This is a genomic window from Kosakonia sp. Marseille-Q7440 (assembly GCF_965119485.1).
Genome location: NZ_CBCPLT010000002.1, coordinates 946997 through 967194 on the forward strand (window position 1 = coordinate 946997; position 20198 = coordinate 967194).

22 protein-coding genes and 1 tRNA gene are annotated in these 20198 nt (G+C 57.4%); 11 read left to right on the top strand and 12 right to left on the bottom strand.

What is annotated here, in order from left to right; all coding sequences use genetic code 11:
* Positions 1-60 precede the first annotated feature (60 nt).
* Positions 61-720, top strand: coding sequence for a PAQR family membrane homeostasis protein TrhA (trhA, locus tag ACWPW2_RS18300; protein WP_023480965.1), 660 nt, complete (start codon positions 61-63; stop codon positions 718-720).
* 50 nt (positions 721-770) lie between these two features.
* On the opposite strand, the gene ygfZ is transcribed toward trhA, so the two are convergent.
* Positions 771-1751, bottom strand: a complete 981-nt coding sequence (gene ygfZ, locus ACWPW2_RS18305; RefSeq protein WP_454124566.1) for a tRNA-modifying protein YgfZ — start codon at positions 1749-1751, stop codon at positions 771-773.
* Between the two features lie 246 nt (positions 1752-1997).
* Here ygfZ and sdhE point away from each other — a divergent pair, with 246 nt between their 5' ends.
* Both sdhE and ACWPW2_RS18315 read left to right on the top strand, forming a co-directional pair.
* Complete coding sequence (sdhE, locus tag ACWPW2_RS18310) at positions 1998-2264, top strand: FAD assembly factor SdhE (protein ID WP_023480982.1); 267 nt, start codon at positions 1998-2000, stop codon at positions 2262-2264.
* The gene (locus tag ACWPW2_RS18315) at positions 2245-2661 is read left to right on the top strand and encodes a protein YgfX (RefSeq protein ID WP_023480882.1); all 417 of its coding nucleotides are present in this window, start codon (positions 2245-2247) and stop codon (positions 2659-2661) included. Before sdhE ends, ACWPW2_RS18315 begins: the two co-directional genes overlap by 20 nt.
* A gap of 17 nt (positions 2662-2678) precedes the next feature.
* Here ACWPW2_RS18315 and fldB read toward each other — a convergent pair whose 3' ends face one another.
* The gene (gene fldB, locus ACWPW2_RS18320; RefSeq protein ID WP_279794244.1) at positions 2679-3200 is read right to left on the bottom strand and encodes a flavodoxin FldB; all 522 of its coding nucleotides are present in this window, start codon (positions 3198-3200) and stop codon (positions 2679-2681) included.
* A gap of 99 nt (positions 3201-3299) precedes the next feature.
* On the opposite strand from fldB, the gene xerD reads away from it, so the two are divergent.
* The 7 genes from xerD to ACWPW2_RS18355 all read left to right on the top strand — a co-directional run bounded on the left by xerD (position 3300) and on the right by ACWPW2_RS18355 (position 10404).
* Positions 3300-4196, top strand: coding sequence for a site-specific tyrosine recombinase XerD (gene xerD / locus ACWPW2_RS18325; RefSeq protein ID WP_454124569.1), 897 nt, complete (start codon positions 3300-3302; stop codon positions 4194-4196).
* A 24-nt stretch (positions 4197-4220) separates the two neighbouring features.
* Entirely contained in the window at positions 4221-4931 is a 711-nt protein-coding gene (gene dsbC / locus ACWPW2_RS18330) for a bifunctional protein-disulfide isomerase/oxidoreductase DsbC (protein WP_023480958.1), read from the top strand.
* Positions 4932-4936: 5 nt separating this feature from the next.
* Positions 4937-6670 (top strand): single-stranded-DNA-specific exonuclease RecJ, encoded by a 1734-nt coding sequence (gene recJ / locus ACWPW2_RS18335; RefSeq protein WP_454124571.1) that lies wholly within the window; start codon positions 4937-4939, stop codon positions 6668-6670.
* Between the two features lie 91 nt (positions 6671-6761).
* Positions 6762-7860, top strand: a protein-coding gene (prfB, locus tag ACWPW2_RS18340; RefSeq protein ID WP_124967331.1) for a peptide chain release factor 2 whose coding sequence is annotated in 2 segments (ribosomal slippage) — positions 6762-6836 and positions 6838-7860 — 1098 coding nt in all. Because the reading frame shifts where the segments join, the coding sequence is not laid out codon by codon here.
* A 9-nt stretch (positions 7861-7869) separates the two neighbouring features.
* On the top strand, positions 7870-9387 hold the full coding sequence (gene lysS, locus ACWPW2_RS18345; RefSeq protein WP_454124574.1) for a lysine--tRNA ligase: 1518 nt from the start codon (positions 7870-7872) through the stop codon (positions 9385-9387).
* Positions 9388-9503: 116 nt separating this feature from the next.
* The gene (gene actS, locus ACWPW2_RS18350; RefSeq protein ID WP_312277508.1) at positions 9504-10238 is read left to right on the top strand and encodes an amidase activator ActS; all 735 of its coding nucleotides are present in this window, start codon (positions 9504-9506) and stop codon (positions 10236-10238) included.
* Positions 10239-10330: 92 nt separating this feature from the next.
* Positions 10331-10404: transfer RNA gene (locus ACWPW2_RS18355), tRNA-Gly, on the top strand.
* A 183-nt stretch (positions 10405-10587) separates the two neighbouring features.
* On the opposite strand, the gene ACWPW2_RS18360 is transcribed toward ACWPW2_RS18355, so the two are convergent.
* The 3 genes from ACWPW2_RS18360 to ACWPW2_RS18370 form a co-directional block, all read right to left on the bottom strand.
* Complete coding sequence (locus ACWPW2_RS18360) at positions 10588-11004, bottom strand: hypothetical protein (RefSeq protein WP_023480935.1); 417 nt, start codon at positions 11002-11004, stop codon at positions 10588-10590.
* Between the two features lie 101 nt (positions 11005-11105).
* Positions 11106-11363 carry an NIPSNAP family protein gene (locus tag ACWPW2_RS18365; protein WP_454124577.1) on the bottom strand — a complete coding sequence of 86 codons (258 nt, stop codon included), beginning with the start codon at positions 11361-11363 and terminating at the stop codon, positions 11106-11108.
* 90 nt (positions 11364-11453) lie between these two features.
* Positions 11454-11681: a hypothetical protein gene (locus ACWPW2_RS18370; protein WP_023480697.1), complete on the bottom strand. Its 228-nt coding sequence runs from the start codon at positions 11679-11681 to the stop codon at positions 11454-11456.
* 220 nt (positions 11682-11901) lie between these two features.
* Here ACWPW2_RS18370 and ACWPW2_RS18375 point away from each other — a divergent pair, with 220 nt between their 5' ends.
* A complete protein-coding gene (locus tag ACWPW2_RS18375; protein ID WP_454124579.1) occupies positions 11902-12546 on the top strand; it encodes a LysE family translocator in 645 nt (214 codons plus the stop codon).
* 40 nt (positions 12547-12586) lie between these two features.
* Here the strand turns inward: ACWPW2_RS18375 and ACWPW2_RS18380 are convergent, their stop codons facing one another.
* The 7 genes from ACWPW2_RS18380 to ACWPW2_RS18410 are packed head-to-tail and all read right to left on the bottom strand — an operon-like array spanning position 12587 to position 20197.
* Entirely contained in the window at positions 12587-13072 is a 486-nt protein-coding gene (locus tag ACWPW2_RS18380; RefSeq protein ID WP_454124582.1) for a hypothetical protein, read from the bottom strand.
* 10 nt (positions 13073-13082) lie between these two features.
* Complete coding sequence (locus ACWPW2_RS18385) at positions 13083-13790, bottom strand: hypothetical protein (RefSeq protein ID WP_454125270.1); 708 nt, start codon at positions 13788-13790, stop codon at positions 13083-13085.
* A 22-nt stretch (positions 13791-13812) separates the two neighbouring features.
* On the bottom strand, positions 13813-15354 hold the full coding sequence (locus ACWPW2_RS18390) for an SUMF1/EgtB/PvdO family nonheme iron enzyme (RefSeq protein WP_454124584.1): 1542 nt from the start codon (positions 15352-15354) through the stop codon (positions 13813-13815).
* Positions 15344-16576 (bottom strand): ABC transporter permease, encoded by a 1233-nt coding sequence (locus ACWPW2_RS18395; RefSeq protein WP_454124586.1) that lies wholly within the window; start codon positions 16574-16576, stop codon positions 15344-15346. The genes ACWPW2_RS18390 and ACWPW2_RS18395 overlap by 11 nt, the downstream gene beginning before the upstream one ends.
* Entirely contained in the window at positions 16557-17243 is a 687-nt protein-coding gene (locus ACWPW2_RS18400; protein WP_454124588.1) for an ABC transporter ATP-binding protein, read from the bottom strand. Before ACWPW2_RS18400 ends, ACWPW2_RS18395 begins: the two co-directional genes overlap by 20 nt.
* The gene (locus ACWPW2_RS18405; RefSeq protein WP_454125272.1) at positions 17243-19144 is read right to left on the bottom strand and encodes a vWA domain-containing protein; all 1902 of its coding nucleotides are present in this window, start codon (positions 19142-19144) and stop codon (positions 17243-17245) included. The genes ACWPW2_RS18400 and ACWPW2_RS18405 overlap by 1 nt, the downstream gene beginning before the upstream one ends.
* A gap of 60 nt (positions 19145-19204) precedes the next feature.
* Entirely contained in the window at positions 19205-20197 is a 993-nt protein-coding gene (locus tag ACWPW2_RS18410; protein ID WP_454124590.1) for a hypothetical protein, read from the bottom strand.
* Position 20198 lies beyond the last annotated feature (1 nt).

Sequence of the window (20198 nt, forward strand, 5' to 3'; positions counted from 1 at the left end):
CTGGAATTATTCTCAGTTACTCTAGTAACGCAACGTTTTTGAGTTCTCCTGGAGTTACCTATGGTCAAAAAACCATTAATCGCACAGGGATATACACTGGCAGAGGAGATTGCCAACAGCATCAGTCACGGTATCGGGCTAGTGTTCGGGATTGTCGGGCTGGTGCTGCTGCTGGGACAGGCAGCCGACACCCATGCCAGTACGCTTGCCATCACCAGCTACGCGCTTTATGGCGGCAGCATGATACTGCTGTTTCTGGCCTCAACGCTCTACCACGCCGTTCCGCATCCCCGCGCCAAAATATGGCTGAAGAAATTTGACCACTGCGCCATCTATCTGCTGATCGCGGGAACCTACACCCCGTTCCTGCTGGTCGGCCTGGATTCACCGCTGGCGCGCGGGCTGATGGTGGTTATCTGGAGCCTCGCGCTGCTGGGCATCCTGTTTAAACTGACGATCGCGCACCGCTTTAAGGTGCTGTCGCTGGTAACCTACCTGGCGATGGGCTGGCTCTCACTGGTGGTGATTTACCAGCTTGCCACGCGTCTTTCTCCGGGCGGCGTCACGCTGCTTGCCGTGGGTGGCCTGATCTACTCGCTTGGCGTCATCTTTTACGTCTGTAAACGCATTCCCTACAACCACGCCATCTGGCACGGTTTTGTTCTTGGCGGCAGCGTCTGCCACTTCCTCGCGATCTACCTTTACGTCGGCCAGATTTAAACCTTGCGTCGTAGCCGGGCGGGCTGATGCCTTGCCCGGCTCAGAACCGCTTACTCTTCGAGCGAGTAGGGCAGCGGCTCAATGCTCAACGTGTTGGCATCCTCGCGCACGCGGAATACGCTGTCCGGCTCCATGTCATTATTCATCACCACCTGAACAATCACGCGGCCATCATCCAGCTGTGCGGCAGCCAGCACGGTGCCGGTACGACGCCAGTTGTCGCCCATTTTACGTTCGAGATCTTCACCCGCTTCAGGAACGCGGCTGGCGGTTCCTGCCAGGTACCACAGCGCGCGTTTATTGGCCCCGCGGAATTTCGCCCGTGCCACCATCTCCTGGCCGGTATAACACCCTTTTTTAAAGCTGATGCCGCCCAGCGCCTGCAGGTTGGTTGCCTGCGGAATAAACTGCGCGACGTTGGCTTCGTCAATGACCGGCAGACCCGCTTCGATATTCAGTGCCAGCCACTGCTGGCTGTTATTGAGCTGGGCTTCGCCGCGCAGCTTCTCGGTGACCATTTCGGCCGTGGCGGCATCGGTCACTAACAGGAAGCGTTCAGCGGGGTGAGCAAACCACAGCAGCGTGGTTTCACCCTCCTGCACGACCTGATTTTCGCTCTCCGGCAGGGTGGAGAAGAGATTCGCCAGCGCGGCCCGCGCCTGGAAACCGGCTACACCAAGCAGAACGCGATCGTCGTCTGCCGCGATAGCCACTTTGGAGAAGACGGCATATTTTTTCAGTTCGCGCAGCTGGGTTTCACGCACGCTGCGGCGCAACAGCCACGCGAACCCCTCTTTATCGTGGAACAACCGCATATTGCTCCACATTTTGCCTTTAGAATCACAGTGCGCCGCCAGCAGATGCTGATTGGCCGCCAGTGTCGAGACATCTGCCGTCACCTGGCCTTGCAGATACTTCTCGCTATCGGCCCCGGTAATGGTTGCCAGCGCCCAGTCATCGAGCGTCATAAGCGTCAGCGGCAGACGTGAAGAGGCGGTCGGCTGGCGCGGAGGAAAAGGAGTAAAAGCCATATTAATGTCCTGATTAGCTTAACGCTGTGTTGGGTGTTAATGGTAAAAGAGCCGGTGTCCATTGCAAGCGATAAAGCATGCGATTTGTGCCATTGTGATGGCATTGCGAGATATTCCGCAGCGGAATGAAATCGTTGCAGAGAAGTGGAATTATTCTGGAAGCCGGCTCGAGCAGCGAAATATTCCGCAAAAGATATATTAAAAACACGTTACAATGTGCCCATCATGCCGAACAGGGAGATACACATGGATATTACTAACAAGGCCCGTATTCACTGGGCTTGCCGTCGCGGAATGCGCGAACTCGATATTTCCATCATGCCTTTTTTCGAACATGAGTACGATTCGCTAAGCGATGATGACAAACGTCTCTTTGTCCGCCTGCTGGAAAATGACGATCCCGATTTATTTAACTGGCTTATGAACCACGGCAAGCCACAGGATGCGGAGTTGCAAAGAATGGTGCAGTTAATCCAGACACGGAATCGGGATCGTGGTCCTGTGGCAATCTGAGTTACGCGTCTCCTGGCGCGCACAGTGGCTCTCCTTACTGCTTCACGGATTCGTAGCCGCGCTCATCTTGCTGATGCCCTGGCCGCTGAGCTACACGCCGGTATGGCTGCTGCTGCTTTCGCTGGTGGTGTTTGACTCCGTACGGAGCCAACGGCGCATCAACGCCTGTCATGGCGAGATTAAACTGCTGATGGATTCGCGCCTGCGCTGGCAGGGTGAGGAGTGGGATATTGTCGGTACGCCCTGGATGCTGCGTAGCGGAATGATGCTGCGATTGCGTCGCGAGGAAGATGGGCGTCGCCAGCATCTCTGGCTGGCGGCAGACAGTATGGATGCGCAGGAGTGGCGCGATCTGCGCCGGATGATTTTACAAAAACCGGCGCAGGGGCTGCACTAAAGGCAACGTCGCAGAGGTCAGGCGAAACGCTCTGCCATCTCCGTCAGGATCTGCTCGCACCATGCTTCGAGGCGCGCGTCGCTCAGGTCATACTGGTTGGTCTCATCCAGCGCCAGGCCGACAAATAGCTGCCCGTCGGCAATAATCGGTTTGTTGCTGGTAAACTCGTAGCCTTCGGTCGGCCAGTAGCCGACGAAGCTAACGCCTTTCGGTGCCAGCTTGTCATGCAGCATGCCCAGTGCGTCGAGGAACCATTCGCCGTAGCCGAGCTGGTCGCCCATGCCGTAGAGCGCCACAATTTTGCCATCAAGGTTGAGCGTGTCGAGCGTCTCCCAGACGGCCTCCCAGTCTTCCTGCAGTTCGCCAAAATCCCAGGTCGGAATGCCGAGGATCAGCGCATCATACTGCTCCATCAGGGTGGGAGCATCGTCTTTCAGATTGTGTAGCGTAACCAGTTCCGGCCCGATAATGTCGCGAATCTTCTCCGCTGCCATTTCGGTGTAGCAGGTGCTGGAACCATAAAACAGACCAATATTCATAACGTAAACATCTCGGTTCTTGATGTGTCTTTGCACGCAGTGTACCAGAATCAGGTCTCAATCAGGCATAATGCAGCGATTGAGAGAAGGAGAGGGCGGATGGAAGAAGATCTCGCATGTATCGAACAATTTCTTGATGCGCTCTGGCTGGAGAACAACCTGGCGGAAAACACTCTCAGCGCCTATCGTCGCGATCTGAAGGGTGTTGTGGAGTGGCTTCATCATCGGGGCAGCAGCCTGGAGCGCGCGCAGAGCGACGAGTTGCAGGCACTGCTCGCCGAACGCGTCGAAGGGGGCTATAAAGCCACGAGTTCGGCGCGTCTGCTGAGCGCCGTGCGGCGTTTTTTCCAGTATCTCTATCGCGAAAAGCTGCGCCAGGATGACCCGAGCGCCCAGCTGGCCTCTCCTAAGCTGCCGCAGCGCCTGCCGAAAGACTTAAGCGAAACGCAGGTTGGCCGGTTGTTACAGGCACCGGTGGTTGACCAACCGCTGGAGTTACGCGATAAAGCCATGCTTGAGGTGTTGTATGCGACCGGCCTTCGCGTAACGGAGCTGGTGGGGCTAACGATGAGTGATATCAGCCTGCGCCAGGGCGTGCTGCGGGTTATCGGTAAAGGCAACAAAGAGCGCCTGGTGCCGCTGGGCGAAGAGGCGATCTACTGGGTTGAGCACTATCTTGAATATGGGCGTCCGTGGCTGCTTAACGGTGCTTCGATTGATGTGCTGTTCCCGAGCCAGCGTGGGCAACAGATGACGCGCCAGACTTTCTGGCATCGCATCAAGCACTATGCGGTGCTTGCAGGGATCGACAGCGAAAAGCTCTCGCCCCACGTTCTGCGCCATGCTTTTGCCACGCATTTGCTCAACCACGGCGCGGATCTGCGCGTGGTGCAGATGCTGCTGGGGCATCAGGATCTCTCGACAACGCAAATTTATACGCATGTCGCCACCGAGCGGCTGCGCAAGCTTCATCAACAGCACCACCCGCGGGCGTGAGTGCTGACAATCTAAGGATCTGTTATGAAAAAAGGTTTAATCATGTTCACCCTGCTGGCTGCGTTCACCGGCGCGGCCCATGCCGATGATGCGGCGATCAAGCAGTCGCTGGCGAAGCTGGGTGTACAGAGTTCCGACATCATGCCCGCTCCCGTTGCCGGAATGAAAGCTGTGATGACCAACAGCGGCGTGCTCTATGTCACCGAAGATGGCAAACATATCATTCAGGGGCCGATGTATGACGTCAGCGGCGCGCAGCCGGTCAACGTCACCAGCAAAATGCTGCTGCCGCATCTTAACGCGCTGGAAAAAGAGATGATTGTCTACAAAGCGCCGCAAGAGAAGCATGTCATTACCGTCTTTACCGATATCACCTGCGGCTACTGCCAGAAGCTGCACAGTGAAATGGCCGACTACAACGCGCTGGGTATTACCGTGCGTTACCTCGCCTTCCCGCGCCAGGGCGTGCCGAGCGATGTAGAAAAAGAGATGAAGGCGATTTGGTGCGCGAAAGATCCGAAGAAAGCCTTTGATGATGCAATGGCAGGCAAAGGCGTTAAGCCTGCCAGCTGCGATATCAGCATCGCTAACCACTACGCGCTGGGCGTGCAGTTTGGCGTAAACGGTACGCCAGCCATTGTGCTGAACGATGGCTACGTTGTGCCGGGCTACCAGGCACCCGCCGAGATGAAAGCCTTCCTCGACCAGCACCAGAAAGCGACGGGCGGTAAGTAATCCCCGTGAAAGCTGAGATACAACTTCGCCGCCGTGAGGTGGATGACGCGGCAGTGCTGGCGGATTCACTCCCGCCGCTGCTGCGTCGCTTATATGCCAGCCGAGGCGTGAAGAGCGACCGCGATCTGGAACGCAGCGTAAAAGGGATGCTTCCCTGGCAACAGCTGACCGGCATCGATGATGCGGTTACGCACCTCTACAACGCCATGCGCGAAGGGCTGCGCATTATCGTGGTCGGGGATTTTGACGCCGACGGCGCAACCAGCACCGCGTTAAGCGTGCTGGCGCTGCGCTCGTTGGGCTGTGATAACGTCAGCTACCTGGTGCCGAACCGCTTTGATGATGGCTACGGCCTCAGCCCGGAAGTGGTCGATCAGGCCCATGCCCGCGGTGCGCAGCTGATCCTGACCGTGGATAACGGCATCTCCTCCCATGCGGGCGTCGCGCGTGCGCATGAATTGGGAATTCCGGTTGTCGTTACCGATCACCATCTGCCCGGCGACACGCTGCCCGAGGCTGAGGCGATTGTTAACCCCAACCTGCGCGACTGCGACTTCCCGTCGAAATCACTGGCAGGCGTCGGCGTTGCCTTCTATCTGATGCTGGCGCTGCGCGCCTTTCTGCGCGACAACGGCTGGTTTGAGGCGCGCGGTATCGCGATGCCAAACCTGGCTGAACTGCTCGATTTGGTGGCACTGGGCACGGTGGCGGACGTCGTGCCGCTGGATGCCAATAACCGTATTTTGACCTGGCAGGGGTTGAGCCGTATTCGCGCCGGCCGCTGTCGACCGGGTATTAAAGCGCTGCTTGAGATTGCCAACCGCGAGGCGCACAAGCTGGCGGCAAGCGATCTCGGTTTCGCGCTCGGCCCGCGTCTCAATGCCGCCGGGCGTCTGGATGATATGTCCGTCGGCGTGGCGCTGCTGCTGTGCGACAACCTCGGTGAAGCGCGCCAACTGGCAAGCGATCTCGACGCGCTTAACCAGACGCGCAAAGAGATTGAGCAGGGCATGCAGGCGGAAGCACTAACCCTGTGCGAGCAGCTTGAGCGCAGCAGTGAGACGCTGCCCGGCGGGCTGGCGATGTACCATCCCGAGTGGCATCAGGGCGTGGTCGGCATTCTGGCGTCGCGCATTAAAGAGCGCTTCCATCGCCCGGTGATCGCCTTTGCGCCCGCCGGTGAAGGCGTGCTGAAAGGCTCCGGGCGCTCCATTCAGGGGCTGCATATGCGCGATGCGCTGGAGCGGCTCGACACGCTCTACCCCGGCATGATGCTGAAGTTCGGCGGCCACGCGATGGCGGCAGGATTGACGCTTGAAGAGGCCAATTTTGACGCCTTCCAGCAGCGCTTTGGCGATCTGGTCACCGAGTGGCTCGACCCGGCGCTATTACAGGGCGAAATTCTCTCCGACGGGCAGCTGACCGCCCACGAGATGACGCTTGAAGTGGCAGAGATGCTGCGCGAGGCGGGCCCGTGGGGGCAGATGTTCCCGGAACCGATGTTTGACGGCGATTTTCGCCTGTTGCAGCAGCGGCTGGTGGGCGAGCGTCATTTAAAAGTGATGCTGGAGCCGGTTGGCGGCGGTCCGCTGCTCGACGGGATCGCCTTTAACGTTGATACCGCCATCTGGCCGGACAACGGCGTACGGCAGGTGAAAATCGCTTATAAACTTGATGTTAACGAGTTTCGCGGCAACCGTAGCGTGCAGCTGATCATCGAAAACCTCTGGCCACTTTAGCGCCACTATTCGCTACAAATAAGGGCATAGATCCGGTAGAATCTCGCCCTTATCACCGCTTTTTGACAAGTCCAATAAAAGAAAACAGACCATGTTTGAAATTAATCCGGTAAAAAATCGCATTCAGGACCTCACGGAGCGCTCCGACGTTCTTAGGGGGTATCTTTGACTATGACGCCAAGAAAGAGCGTCTGGAAGAAGTAAACGCCGAGCTGGAACAGCCGGACGTATGGAATGAGCCAGAGCGCGCACAGGCGCTCGGCAAAGAGCGCTCCTCCCTCGAAGCTATCGTTGAGACGCTGGATCAGATGCGCCAGGGGCTGGAAGATGTCGCGGGCCTGCTGGAGCTGGCCGTTGAAGCCGACGATGAAGAGACCTTCAACGAGGCCGTCGCGGAGCTTGACGGGCTGGAAGAGAAGCTGGCGCAGCTTGAGTTCCGCCGCATGTTCTCCGGCGAGTACGACAGCGCCGACTGCTACCTCGATATTCAGGCTGGCTCCGGCGGTACCGAAGCGCAGGACTGGGCCAGCATGCTGACGCGTATGTATCTGCGCTGGGCAGAAGCGCGCGGCTTCAAAACCGAAATCATCGAAGAGTCCGAAGGTGAAGTGGCGGGGATCAAATCCGTTACCATCAAGATCATCGGTGATTACGCCTACGGCTGGCTGCGTACCGAAACCGGCGTGCACCGTCTGGTGCGTAAAAGCCCGTTCGACTCCGGCGGCCGTCGCCACACCTCGTTCAGTTCCGCGTTTGTCTACCCGGAAGTGGATGACGATATCGATATCGAAATCAACCCGGCTGACCTGCGCATCGACGTTTACCGTGCCTCCGGCGCGGGCGGCCAGCACGTTAACCGTACTGAATCCGCGGTGCGTATTACCCACATTCCGACCGGGTTGGTCACGCAGTGCCAGAATGACCGCTCTCAGCATAAAAACAAAGACCAGGCCATGAAGCAGATGAAAGCGAAGCTTTATGAGCTGGAGATGCAGAAGAAAAATGCCGAGAAGCAGGCGATGGAAGACACCAAGTCCGACATCGGCTGGGGCAGCCAGATCCGTTCTTATGTCCTGGATGACTCCCGCATCAAAGATCTGCGCACCGGGGTTGAAACCCGCAACACGCAGGCGGTGCTGGACGGCAGCCTGGATCAATTTATTGAAGCAAGTTTGAAAGCAGGGCTATGAGGAACCAACATGTCTGAACAACAAGCACAGGGCGCTGACGCGGCAGTCGATCTTAATAATGAACTGAAAACCCGCCGTGAGAAGCTGGCGCTGTTGCGCGAGCAGGGCGTTCCGTTCCCGAACGACTTCCGTCGTGACCAGACCTCTGACAAGCTGCACGCCGAATTCGACGGCAAAGAGAATGAAGAGCTGGAAGCGCTCGGCATCGAAGTCGCCGTTGCGGGTCGTATGATGACGCGCCGCATTATGGGTAAAGCCTCCTTTGTCACGTTGCAGGATGTGGGCGGTCGTATTCAGCTCTATGTTTCCCGCGACGATCTGGCGGAAGGCATCTACAACGAGCAGTTCAAAAAGTGGGATCTCGGCGATATCCTCGGCGCGCGCGGCAAGCTGTTCAAGACCAAGACTGGCGAGCTGTCGATTCACTGCACCGAGCTACGTCTGCTGACCAAAGCCCTGCGCCCTTTGCCGGACAAGTTCCACGGCCTGCAGGATCAGGAAGCGCGCTATCGTCAGCGCTACCTCGACCTGATCGCTAACGAAGAGTCACGCAACACCTTCAAAATTCGCTCCCGCATCATGGCCGGCATCCGCCAGTTCATGGTCAACCGCGACTTTATGGAAGTGGAAACGCCGATGATGCAGGTGATCCCGGGCGGTGCCTCCGCGCGTCCGTTTATCACCCATCACAACGCGCTCGATCTCGACATGTACCTGCGTATCGCGCCGGAGCTCTATCTCAAGCGTCTGGTGGTCGGCGGCTTCGATCGCGTGTTCGAAATCAACCGTAACTTCCGTAACGAAGGCATCTCCGTACGCCATAACCCAGAGTTCACCATGATGGAACTCTATATGGCGTATGCGGATTACAAAGATCTGATCGAGCTGACCGAATCCCTGTTCCGCACGCTGGCGCAGGATATTCTCGGCACCACCGAAGTGCCTTACGGCGAGCAGGTGTTCGACTTCGGCAAGCCGTTTGAGAAGCTGACCATGCGCGAAGCGATCAAGAAGTACCGTCCGGAAACCGAGATGGGCGATCTGGATAACTTCGACAGCGCGAAAGCGATTGCTGAAAGCATCGGTATCAAAGTTGAGAAGAGCTGGGGTCAGGGCCGTATCGTGACCGAGATCTTTGAAGAAGTGGCGGAAGCGCACCTGATTCAGCCGACCTTCATCACCGAATACCCGGCAGAGGTCTCTCCGCTGGCGCGCCGTAACGATGACAACCCGGAAATCACCGACCGCTTCGAGTTCTTTATCGGTGGCCGCGAAATCGGTAACGGCTTTAGCGAGCTGAACGATGCCGAAGATCAGGCCAAGCGTTTCGCCGACCAGGTAGCAGCGAAAGACGCGGGCGATGACGAAGCGATGTTCTATGACGAAGACTATGTCACCGCGCTGGAGCATGGTCTGCCGCCGACGGCGGGTCTGGGCATCGGTATCGACCGTATGGTGATGCTGTTTACCAACAGCCATACCATCCGCGACGTGATCCTCTTCCCGGCGATGCGTCCGGTTAAATAACCGCTAATTGCAGAAGCCCCGACGTTCACGCGCCGGGGCTTTTTTATTGCCCTGTGAAAGGGTTGGCATCCCACGTATGGCTGCTATGATATGTCGCCCGTTAATTTATTCGAGGAATGGTTTTGCGCGCAGGACGCCTGATGAAAAACCCATTTTGCATGGTCATATGCCTGGCATTTTCGCTGCTGCTGGCGGGCTGTGCGGGGAATAATTCGACCGGAAGCTACGCAGGCGCGACCTACACGGTCAAGCGCGGCGATACCCTGTACCGCATTTCGCGCATCACCGGTACCAGCGTAAAAGAGCTGGCGAGCATGAACGGCATTTCGCCGCCCTACACCATCGAAGTGGGGCAGCGTCTGAAGGTGAAAGGGGCGTCGAAAGGCTCATCCTCCTCCGGCAAGCTGGCGAAAGCGCGGCCTTCTTCGTCGGTGCCGCAAGCCTCCTGGCCGCCCGTTGGGCAGCGCTGCTGGCGCTGGCCGACCAGCGGGAAAGTGATCCTTACCTATTCCAACTCTGATGGCGGTAATAAAGGCATTGATATCGCCGGGTCGCGCGGGCAGCCGATCTACGCCGCCGGTGCCGGGAAAGTGGTCTATGTCGGCAGCCAGCTGCGCGGCTATGGCAACCTGATCATGATTAAGCACAGCGAAGATTACATCACCGCCTATGCACACAATGAGACGCTGCTGGTGAATAACGGCCAGAGCGTGAAGTCCGGGCAGAAGATTGCCACCATGGGCAGCAGCGATGCCGACTCCGTGCGTCTGCACTTCCAGCTGCGTTATCGCGCGACGGCCATCGATCCGCTGCGCTATTTACCGCCGCAGGGCAGCGTACCGAAGTGTTAATCTGCGCGCTAACAGGCGAGAAATTAACCTGTTAGCGCATCGGTGGGTTGTCAGACGCGATGTAAGGTCTATAATGCCTGAGCACTTCGAAAGCGGGCGTAGTTCAATGGTAGAACGAGAGCTTCCCAAGCTCTATACGAGGGTTCGATTCCCTTCGCCCGCTCCAGCATTTCCTCTCTCTTAATTTCCCTGCTTTCTGCAACGCATCCTTCACGTTTATACAATGACGCTTATCGCGGTGAGATTTTGTTACCGTTACAGTGGCTTGATTAGGCGGGTAAAGCGCGGCGTCGCGGCATCAGCACCGCCAGGCAGCATATCGCCCGTCAGCGCTGATGCCGGAAAGAGATTAATTATTTATGGTGTCTTCACTGTCGAAGATATTGGCGCGGCTGCTGGAGTGCCTGCCGTCACTGTACTGCGTCTCCTGACCGTCGAAGATATTGGCGCGGCTGCTGGAGGAGCTACCATCGCTGTAGCGCGTATCCTGGCCGTCAAAGATATTGGCGCGGCTGCTGGAAGAGCTGCCGTCACTGTTTTTCGTATCCTGGCCGCCAAAGATATTGGCTCTGCTGCTTGAGGTTCTTCCGTCGCTATATTTCGTGTCCTGCCCACCGAAAATGTTGGAGCGGCTGCTGGATGTCGTGCCATTGTCATAGCGGCAATCCTCCCCGCCGAAAATATTGGCGCGGCAGCTGTCCGCCATCGCGCTATTCAGCGAGCCAGCAAACAGAAAAAAACCTAAAAACAGTGCCCTGGTATTCATAGCGTCTCTCTGAAAAGTGATGTTATCGGCGGATACAGGAAATATAAACCCACACGAATTATGCCTGACACCGCGCGGGTGTCATCCCCAGGCTCTGGTAGTTATCGCAGCCCTTCCACACCTTCGGGCGAGAGTGTCATAACCGTTTTCAGGCTGCTTTCAATGCTGCTCACAATCGCTTCTCGCGGGCCAGCGCGCCACGCATCGCTGGCGTAAAAGGCCTCCAGCACCGTCGCCATACTTTCCGGGCTGGCAAAAGCGCGGATCAGACAGTAGCAATCGGGATCGTGCAATGAGTTGCCAAACCTCACCACATCAATGCCGTGGCGCTGATGCAGGGGAACGCTGATCTCCTGCATGATGGCGTGAAACGCCGCGCCGCTTCACTGGCGCAGAGTGTATTGCAGTATCTCGACGGTTTTCATTTGCTTCATCTCCATTGTGTGCCGCTATGCCTGTATCACTTTCCACGCCAGCACGATGAAATAGATCGCGCAGGCGATCTGCATAAGGCGAAAAACTCTTCTGACGTGGCGCCATTGGTAGCGCTCGCGGGCGTTAGCCTCTGCAATATCAGGGGGAAGGTGCGTTGTTTTTTTCTTTTTGATAAATATTTGCGCCACCGATGTAGCAAGAAGAACGACAGCAATCACTTTGAGAAAGAGTGGGTTATCCATACTTGGCCGCCTCTGTCGACGATACGTCCCAACAGACTAACTGAAAGACGGCACATTCACTATGGATATGTTTCACGGCAACCACAGCAGTGCTGCTTATAAGATCCTGTCTTACATTGCATTCGCATAACTATTCTCTGCAAGGCATAACTATTCATTCAAGGTATGGATTACTGCCTCATCCCGATGTTAACTTATGCTTCTGAATATGGAGGGAGTGATGCTGGATATTACACATTTTGGGCTGTTTGCCCTGTCAGTTTTTCTGTTGTCGGTGACGCCAGGGCCGGACATGGCTTATGTTATCGGGCAAAGCGTGGCTAACGGGCGTCGTGCCGGGGTGATCTCCGCGGCGGGCGTGGCGTTGGGCAGTTGTACGCATGCCGTGGCGAGCGCCATCGGGCTAACGGCGCTGATCACCGCCTCACCGCTGATGTTTACGGTAATTAAATACCTCGGCGCAGCCTACCTGCTCTACCTCGGCAGTAAGATGATCCTCAGCACATTCACCAAAGCGCGCATTGAGGGCGAGGAGAGTGCGCCCATCAAAGCGAAAGTGACCACCCGCACGCTGCTCTCGCGTGGGTTTATCACCACGCTCACCAACCCGAAGGTGCTGCTCTTCTTTATCTCATTCTTCCCGCAGTTCGTGGTGGCGGATGGCGATCAGCATGCTGCCTCATTTCTGATTCTTGGCTTCGCGTACGCGCTGATCGCCTTCCTGACCGATATCACTTTCGCCCTGCTGGCGGGCAGCGCGGCGGGCGCGGTTTCGCAAAATAGAGGGCTGCAAAAGCTGCTCGACCGCATTGTTGGCACCACGTTTATTGCATTGGGTATCCGCCTGGCGCTCACGAAGCGCTAAGCACGCCAATAAAAAGCCCGCCGGTGTTGGCGGGCGAAGTTTATTGCGTCGCTAAGGTTTGCTGAAGTTCCGACAGTTGACCCTGCAATTTTTGCAGCTCCATCTGTTTTTCCATCTCGGAAGCGGAAGGGCGGTTTTGCGCCTCTTTCATCTTCTTCTCAAGCGCGGCGATCTGTTTTTGCACATCGGCCCGGCCTGCGTTTTTCTGCTTTAACTGCGCAATCAGGTTATCCATCGAACGTTGCAGCGCCTGCTGTGATTTACGCTTGCTGGCGACGCTGGCATTGCTCTGCTGCTTCTCCTGCTCAATCGCTGCATAGACCGCGTTAAACTCCTTGTTTAACTGCTGCTCATGTTGCAGGGTCTGCTGCTTCTGCTCGACGCGCTTATCCCAGGTGCCGGAGTAGTTACAGTTAAATTTGGTAATAATGCTGACGTCACCGGCGGTCGGGTCGCAATCACGCGCATTCGTCGCGCAGCCTGCCAGTAGCAGTGCGCTCAACATCATTAAAATCTTCTTATGCATAGCGTGATCCTTAGCTAACTTTCAGTGCGGTACGTTGGGTATAGAGGCTGTCGAGTTCACCCTGCAACGAGCCAATTTGATCGCGCATCTGCGCAATTTCAGAATCGAGTTTTTTGGTATCGCCGCCGGTTCTGTGCATATCCGAGGAGACATCCTGCCACTGCTGCTGATGTTTTTTCATATCAGTCAGCGTGTTACGCAGATAAGCGATGTTGGCATCGACGCCTTTAACCTGCTGTTGCAGCGCATCTTTCTTCACTTTCCTTGCGGCAATATCTTTCTCAAGCTTCGCCAGCGTCAGCTTGTCGCTGGCAATAACCGATTTCGCCACGATGGTCGCATTCTGGATACGGGTGTTTTCCGCCTGGATATCGCGAATGGAGGCGTTCAACTGCTCCTCCTGCGAGGCATATTTTTTACGCTGGTTATCAAGGTAGGCGTTAGCACCAACCCCGACGCCGCAGCCTGCCACCGCAGCGGCAATCATGCACACCGCTTTATTGCTTGAGTTACTTGCTGCACAGGCCAGCGCGCCGAGCAGCGCGCCGCCAGCACAGGCCATGACGCCCGATTTATTAAAAAACTCGACGTCCTGGTTATTGGCTAAACGGGGATCGACGCCCCCGCTACCGCCCATCCCGCCCGAGCTCTGGCAACCCGCCAGCACCACAATCAGCCCAGCGACAACCGCTGTACGTAACCGTTTAAAAGTAACCATCACCACACCCTCCTGAATGTCCTTAATTATTTTTTTTACAAGCGCTCAGCCACGCATCGCGCGCCACTTTGCCATCTTTCCAGTAGCCCTGAAGGTTGCCCCAGTAGGTATTCAGATAACCATTCAGATTGGTTTTACCGCGCGCGGCCATCTGCTGCTGCACGACGGTCATTTGCGGATCGATCAGGCTCTTGTTATAGGTCGTGCCCATATCCACCAGCGTGTCGGCGTAATAGCTGGTGATAAACTCCAGCGCTTTTTTATGCTGATCGAGCTGCTCCTGGCGACGCGAACAGTTGGCGTCCAGTTGGCTCCCGGCGGCACACGTTTTGGCGTAAAGCTGGTTAAGGCGATCGAGAAACTCGCCGTCATCTTTCATCTTGGTGCACAAAAAGGCGCCCAGTTGCAAAGAGGTGCGGATCGCCTGGTCGCGCTGCTCATCGCGCAACTGGCTGTTTGCACGCAGTTCATTGCGCAGCGACTCCAGCTCCTTTTTGACGCCTTCATCCTGCACTTTGGCGGAGATGGCATTCAGGTTCTGTAATGAGTCCGCGCCTTCGCCCGGTTTCTTCGCCGCTTTGCTCTCGGTACCCAGCGCCTGCCACTCTTTTTCAATCTCTTTAATGCGATCCCGCGAGGTGAGGGTGGTTGAGACCAGCACTAAGCGCATGCCAGTCGCCTTGCTGCTGTTCTCACCTTGCGCGGTGTAATAGGGCTCTTCCCCGCGAAGCGAACTGCGAATATCGGCCTGCGGCGTTAAGTAGCTGCCGCCGCGCACGATATAGCCGCCCGCTTTGCCATGCAGGCGGTCAAGTTTATTTAAGCGAAACGGCTCAAACATCATTTCGCTAACATTGCCAAGCATATCGTGCAGACCCAGCGGGTTCGGTTTAAGCAGGCCGGTAAGCTGGAGTTTGTTATTCGCTGACTGCGCGCCCGCAAACCAGACATAGCCATTCAGGCCTTCCGGCATCGGGAAGTGGCGATCGCGAAACTCCGCCGACGAGACAGACAGCCCGCCGCGCGCGGCAAACTCCCATTCGGTTTCCGTCGGCAGACGTAAAAAGCCCGGCTGCTTATCATCCTGCGGCAGTGCGTCCGGCTTCTCTTTTCGCAGCCACAGGTTGTATTTATCGGCAATCGACATGGCGTCCATCCAGCCGATATTGACCTTCGGCAGACGACCTTTGATATCGGGTTTGGCGCAATCACCGGAGAGTGCGCGATACTGCAAATCCGTCAGCTCATATTTGGCCATCAGGTAGTAACGGCCTTTCTCTTTCTTCTCTTGCGGGAAGCTGCCGGCGATATGGTCCGGGCGTGACTGTTCGATATAGCCCCACTCGTTGCCCTCTTCGCCAAGCGTAATGCTGTAATCGGCTAACGGCTTATCCAGAGGAATAGCAACCTTACGAAACGCCATTGCGCCATCGCAGGGCAGCGGCAGGATCACATCATCAGCCAAGGGTTTTGGGTTCCAGAACTTCTCATCCCACGTTGCGTTTGCCGCGCAGGAAAAGCCTAACCCGGCCGCAGCCAGCGTCAGTAGCAGGTTAAATTTCACGTAAACTCTCCGCAGGTTCGATCTTTAACGCCCGCAGCGCGCCAATCGCGGCGACGCCCAGCGCCACGGCCAGCACGCTCAGGAAGGCGGCGGCAAAGTGGCCAGGATCAAGGTGACAAACAAAAGCGCTTTCGGGGAGATTAGCGCCCAGAAGGTGGTTAAACAGCGCGCTACCCGCGCCATAAATCAGCAGGCCAGCGATAAACGCAACGCCCGTCAGGCAGAGCGCCTGGATCATGATGAATAGCGTCACCGCCTGACGGCGAAAACCGAGCAGGCGCAGTAGCGCCATATCTTTGCGTTTACGATCGATATTGGCGATAAACGCGCCGATAAGCGATGCAATGCAGCCCGAGGCCGAGATCCAGGCGATCACCGCGAAAATCACCCCCAGCACGCGATCGATGGCGCGCACCGCTTCAATCTGCGCGGTCTGGGTTATCGCTTCGATATGTTGTGATTCGAGCCATTTCGCCAGGGGAGCAACATCATCCAGCGTGGCGGCATAGAGCCGTGCGCGCGCAAAGTTACGCCGCTCGCGCGCATTTTCACCGTCGGTCACGCCGAGTAGCGGCACCTGGAAACCGTCGCGATAATCTTCCAGCGCCACCAGCAGAGGCAGGTCGACAAACAGCGCCGGGCGGGCAAAGCGCGCCTCGTCGAGAATGGCACCGACGCTGACAGAGAGCGATGTGCGCTGGTTCTGCCCGTCGCGTTTACGGCTGACAAACAGCCGGAACGTATCGCCCGCTTTCACGTCGAGCTTGCGGGCGGCGCTGTTGCTCAGTACCACCGTGCTGTCATGCGGCAGCACACCGCTCTCGCGCAGCAGCGGATCGCCTTTCGTGGAAGGGATCACCTCCGCACCAGCGGCAAAATGTTGCCCGTCGCGCACCAGGTCTGCCTGGGTATTCAGCGATCGCGTAAGCGGTATTGAGAAGCCAACCTCCGGGCGCGCAGCAAGCGCGTTGAGCCACGTAAGATCGTAGTTACCGTTGCCAGTCATCCGCACTTCCCGCGTGCGCGGATCGTCGAGCAGATCGTGGCGCAACTGGCTGACGATACCGTTCTTTAAGCCAAACAGAAGAAGTAGCGGGGCGATCACCGCGATCAGCGAGAAGACAATACAGAGCGCCACTTTCCGATCGTGGATCAGATCGCGCAGCGCCATATTCAGCAGTAGCCCCATCCCGGGGCGTGTTTCAGGCAGGCTGGAAGACACTTTGCCCCTCCTGCATCACGGCGCGATAACAGCGCAGATTGCACTCGCTAACCCGCTGCCAGTCATGGCTGACGATCACCGCCGCCATCTCCATTGCCTGCACCATCTCAATCATTAGCGCAAACAACCGGCTGGCGTTATCAGGATCGAGCGCAGCGGTTGGCTCATCTGCCAGCAGCAGGCGCGGCTGGTGGGCGATAGCACGCACAAACGCCACGCGCTGACGCTCGCCAATCGACAGGCGGGAAGGCAGCTGATGCAACAGCGGCGCAATGCCGAGCCGATCGATAGCGGTCTTAAGCCACGGCGATTGCACCGTTTGCCCGACCAGCCGACGGGTGAGGGTGATGTTCTCCTGCACTGTCAGCCACGGCAGCAGCCCGCCGTGCTGAAGCACAAAGCCGAGATCCCGTGCACGAATACCCGACAGCGCGGCTTCATCATCCGCGAGCAGCGCCGGGGTAAGATCCCGCTCGCCGAGGCGATACTCCGACAGCTCTTCCGGGCGCAGGATCGCGCCCATCATCTCCAGTAGGGTGCTCTTACCGCAGCCGCTGGGGCCGGTAAGCGCCACCACTTCACCGGGTGCCAGCGTCAGCTCCGGTAGCGAGACCCGGTAGCCCTGCGTGCCGCCGCGACGGATCGCCATTGCGCGTATATGTAGCATTACGGCAGGTTTTCCAGCGGCACAGGGTAGACGTTGTCACGCGGATCGCTGTCCGGTGCCAGCGAGATCCAGCGGTCAACATCCTGGTTATAGCGCTGGTAGTAGTTCAGCTTGGTATTGAGACGGCGAATAAATCGCTCCTGCTCAAGGCCATCCCAGCTCTTCCAGGTCTCTTCATCAAGGCTCAGCACTTCACTCAGGTACGGCAGCCCTTCGATGTATTCACCCAGCAGACCCAATTCACCTAAGCGTGTGGCATTTTTGCTTTTCGCCTGGTTCGGATCGTTACCCATTGTTGCGGCCAGCGAACGCAGGCTGGCGAACATATCATCCGGCGAGATCAACCCTTCGTTGGCGGCATTGACGATCTTCTTCATCACATCGCTCAGATCGCTCAGCTCGCTTTTGGTCAGCAGGACTCGCACTTCAGTGGCGGGAATGTTCTGGTTCACCAAATCACGGTCGCTGATCCAGGATTTAAACACCGGCGGTGCCTGGGTTCCCTGTTTCTCGCCGAGATAGGCAAGGCGCATCGCTTTGCTCAGCTTGTCCGCATCGCTCAGCAGCGGGTCGGCTTTCTTACCGGCATACTCTTCGCTGGCACCCAGCGCGCTGCCCGCCGTCTCTTCGCCGCTCCAGGCGGTTTTAATCTGGCCGGTGATGGCATTCGCCAGGCTATCGACCATGGTGCCGAAGTTGTTCACATCGCCGGAGTCGATCGGGTAGTAGAGCGGTTTATGCAGGAATGGGTTGAGCGTCAGATCCTGATACTGTGCCTCGGCGGCGGCATGGTTTTTCTTACCGCTCGGGGTTTTGAGATGCAGGGTATAGAGTGCCACACCACGGTAGGCCGCTTCCTGGCGAACCTGCGCGGCATCAAGATGCGTAGAGGAGAGGTTATCCCCGCCCTCCAGCGCACCGGCGTCGGTAATCAGGATCACGTAACGCGCGCCAAACTGCGTCCAGTCGACCTTATCAAGCGCCGTCATCACGCCGCCGTAAGCATCCTCATCCACTTTGCTGCTGGAGACCGTGGCTTGCTTCAGGTCGTGTACTTTGGCGAGGAAATCTTTGCCATCTTTCACCGTGTTGGGGTCAACGTACATCTTGCTGTCATACTCCAGCCCCGGCACGGCTTTGACATTAGAGCGGAAGGCCACCAGACCAAACTTCACCTGATCCTGGAGATGCTCCTTTTCAATGCGCTGATAGATCTTATCGATCGCCTCTTTGGTGCGGTCGATATAGGGGCCCATCGAAATGGTGGAGTCGATTACAAACACCACCGACGCCGAAAAGCCCTTCATCATGTTCTTCTCGTCAGCCGCTTTTGCCGCTTTCTCCGGCGCTTTTTCACTGACCGAGGCGACATTAAGCACGCGCACCTGGAAACCGCTGTCGGTAAAGACATCGTCAGAGCCTAATACGGGCAGCAGGTAGAAGTTCTTCTGCTGATCGACCATGTAATCCGGCTCTTTCGCCAGCACCTGCGGCACGGGTTTATTGCTCTTCAGGTTGGCCAATAACGGATCGAGCGCGGCGGCCGGTTTTGGGTTATTTAGCAACGATTCGACGTCGCTCTTATCGCGGAAAAAGAGCATCGGGTGGCGACCCGCCGGGTTGGTAAACGCCAGCGTGAGCTGCATCTTCCAGTCGACGGTACAGGCGGCTTTAAGCCAGCCGGAAACATGACCGAAGCTATCCGGCCCGACCTGCAGCCACTCATCCTGGCCCTGCTTGCTGCGCTGATAAACGTAGAAGCGGCTAAACGCCGGCTGCTCTTTACCGGCCTCGCCCGCTTTCGGTGCCAGCTGGCAGCCCGGGTAGGTGAGAACGCGCTGATAAAGGGCATGTTTCCCCTCCTGTAACAGCGGTTTTTGATCGGCGGCGTGCACGCCCATGGTGGTGGCCGTTAAACACAGGAATCCGCCCAGCCAGACTCTCGTTTTCATCTTCTAATCCTATTTTTTCAGCTCGGCAAGACGGGCTTTCGCCCCGCTGTTTTGTGAGTCCTGGTTGACCACAATCTCGTACCAGTAGATGGCGGTTTGCGCATCCGGGCTAAAGCAGCCGCCGCTCTGTGCGGTTTTCGGGTCATACTCTTCGGCATAACGCATCGCCATCTGGGTATCGCCAGACTGCGCTTTATAGGCGTACAAGCGTTGCGCGACATCACACTGCTTCGCCGCTTTTGCTTTCGCGATCACCTCCAGCAGTTGCGCGCTGCTTGGCTGGCTGCGCAGGCACCCTTTCACAAATGCCAGTTCATTGCCTTTGGTCATCAGATCGTCGCCGCACGGGCCGCTGACTTTCGCCGCGGCCGCAGGGGCTGCCGCAGGTGGCGGTGTCTCTTCGGCTGGTGCCTCGGGGCTACGCATAAACCACCATGCCGCAGCGGCGGCGGCGATCAGCAGCAGAAGCACCACCAGCGCAATAATCAGCCCTTTACCTCTCTTCGCTTTCGGCTCCTCGACCGGCTGCGGTGCAGGCGGCTCGGCAACCACCGGTGCGGGTTCCGGTACCGGTTGCGGCGTTGGCTCAACGGCGGGTGGCGTCGGCGGGGTGTCATTCAGGGTACGGGTGTTGACCGGCAGCGGGTTCTCGCCGCCCGCCTGGGAGCTGAGCAAGCCTTCGCTGATCATCAGGATCCCCATATCGCGCGAGGCGTCATCTTTGATGGCGATGCGATAGGCCGCCTGGCGGTTAGCCAGCAGGGGATCAAGCAGCGACGGGCCGATCTGCACGGAGGGCACACCCTCTTCGAGCGTAAGCGTCGGCAGTGCCAGAAAGACTTCCGCGCTGCTCCAGCCGCCGTCGTTGTCGAGATAGAGCGAATCCTGGTTACGCAGCACCGAGATCATCACGCCATCCATGCCCCCTTTCCACGCTTTCAACAGCAGTTGCGCATAGCCCGGGATGACGGGCTGAAGGGCTTTAAGTTCGGGTTTGATCACC

Bases quoted from the DNA above. Each gene is read 5' to 3' on its own strand.
- xerD (WP_454124569.1), top strand. From the start codon at position 3,300: ATGGAAGAAGATCTCGCATGTATCGAACAATTTCTTGATGCGCTCTGG.
- ACWPW2_RS18400 (WP_454124588.1), bottom strand. From the start codon at position 17,243: ATGCTACATATACGCGCAATGGCGATCCGTCGCGGCGGCACGCAGGGC.
- ygfZ (WP_454124566.1), bottom strand. From the start codon at position 1,751: ATGGCTTTTACTCCTTTTCCTCCGCGCCAGCCGACCGCCTCTTCACGT.
- dsbC (WP_023480958.1), top strand. From the start codon at position 4,221: ATGAAAAAAGGTTTAATCATGTTCACCCTGCTGGCTGCGTTCACCGGC.
- actS (WP_312277508.1), top strand. From the start codon at position 9,504: ATGGTTTTGCGCGCAGGACGCCTGATGAAAAACCCATTTTGCATGGTC.
- sdhE (WP_023480982.1), top strand. From the start codon at position 1,998: ATGGATATTACTAACAAGGCCCGTATTCACTGGGCTTGCCGTCGCGGA.
- ACWPW2_RS18365 (WP_454124577.1), bottom strand. From the start codon at position 11,363: ATGCAGGAGATCAGCGTTCCCCTGCATCAGCGCCACGGCATTGATGTG.
- ACWPW2_RS18375 (WP_454124579.1), top strand. From the start codon at position 11,902: ATGCTGGATATTACACATTTTGGGCTGTTTGCCCTGTCAGTTTTTCTG.
- trhA (WP_023480965.1), top strand. From the start codon at position 61: ATGGTCAAAAAACCATTAATCGCACAGGGATATACACTGGCAGAGGAG.
- ACWPW2_RS18385 (WP_454125270.1), bottom strand. From the start codon at position 13,790: ATGGTTACTTTTAAACGGTTACGTACAGCGGTTGTCGCTGGGCTGATT.
- ACWPW2_RS18405 (WP_454125272.1), bottom strand. From the start codon at position 19,144: ATGGGCGTGCACGCCGCCGATCAAAAACCGCTGTTACAGGAGGGGAAA.
- fldB (WP_279794244.1), bottom strand. From the start codon at position 3,200: ATGAATATTGGTCTGTTTTATGGTTCCAGCACCTGCTACACCGAAATG.
- lysS (WP_454124574.1), top strand. From the start codon at position 7,870: ATGTCTGAACAACAAGCACAGGGCGCTGACGCGGCAGTCGATCTTAAT.
- ACWPW2_RS18380 (WP_454124582.1), bottom strand. From the start codon at position 13,072: ATGCATAAGAAGATTTTAATGATGTTGAGCGCACTGCTACTGGCAGGC.
- ACWPW2_RS18370 (WP_023480697.1), bottom strand. From the start codon at position 11,681: ATGGATAACCCACTCTTTCTCAAAGTGATTGCTGTCGTTCTTCTTGCT.
- ACWPW2_RS18360 (WP_023480935.1), bottom strand. From the start codon at position 11,004: ATGAATACCAGGGCACTGTTTTTAGGTTTTTTTCTGTTTGCTGGCTCG.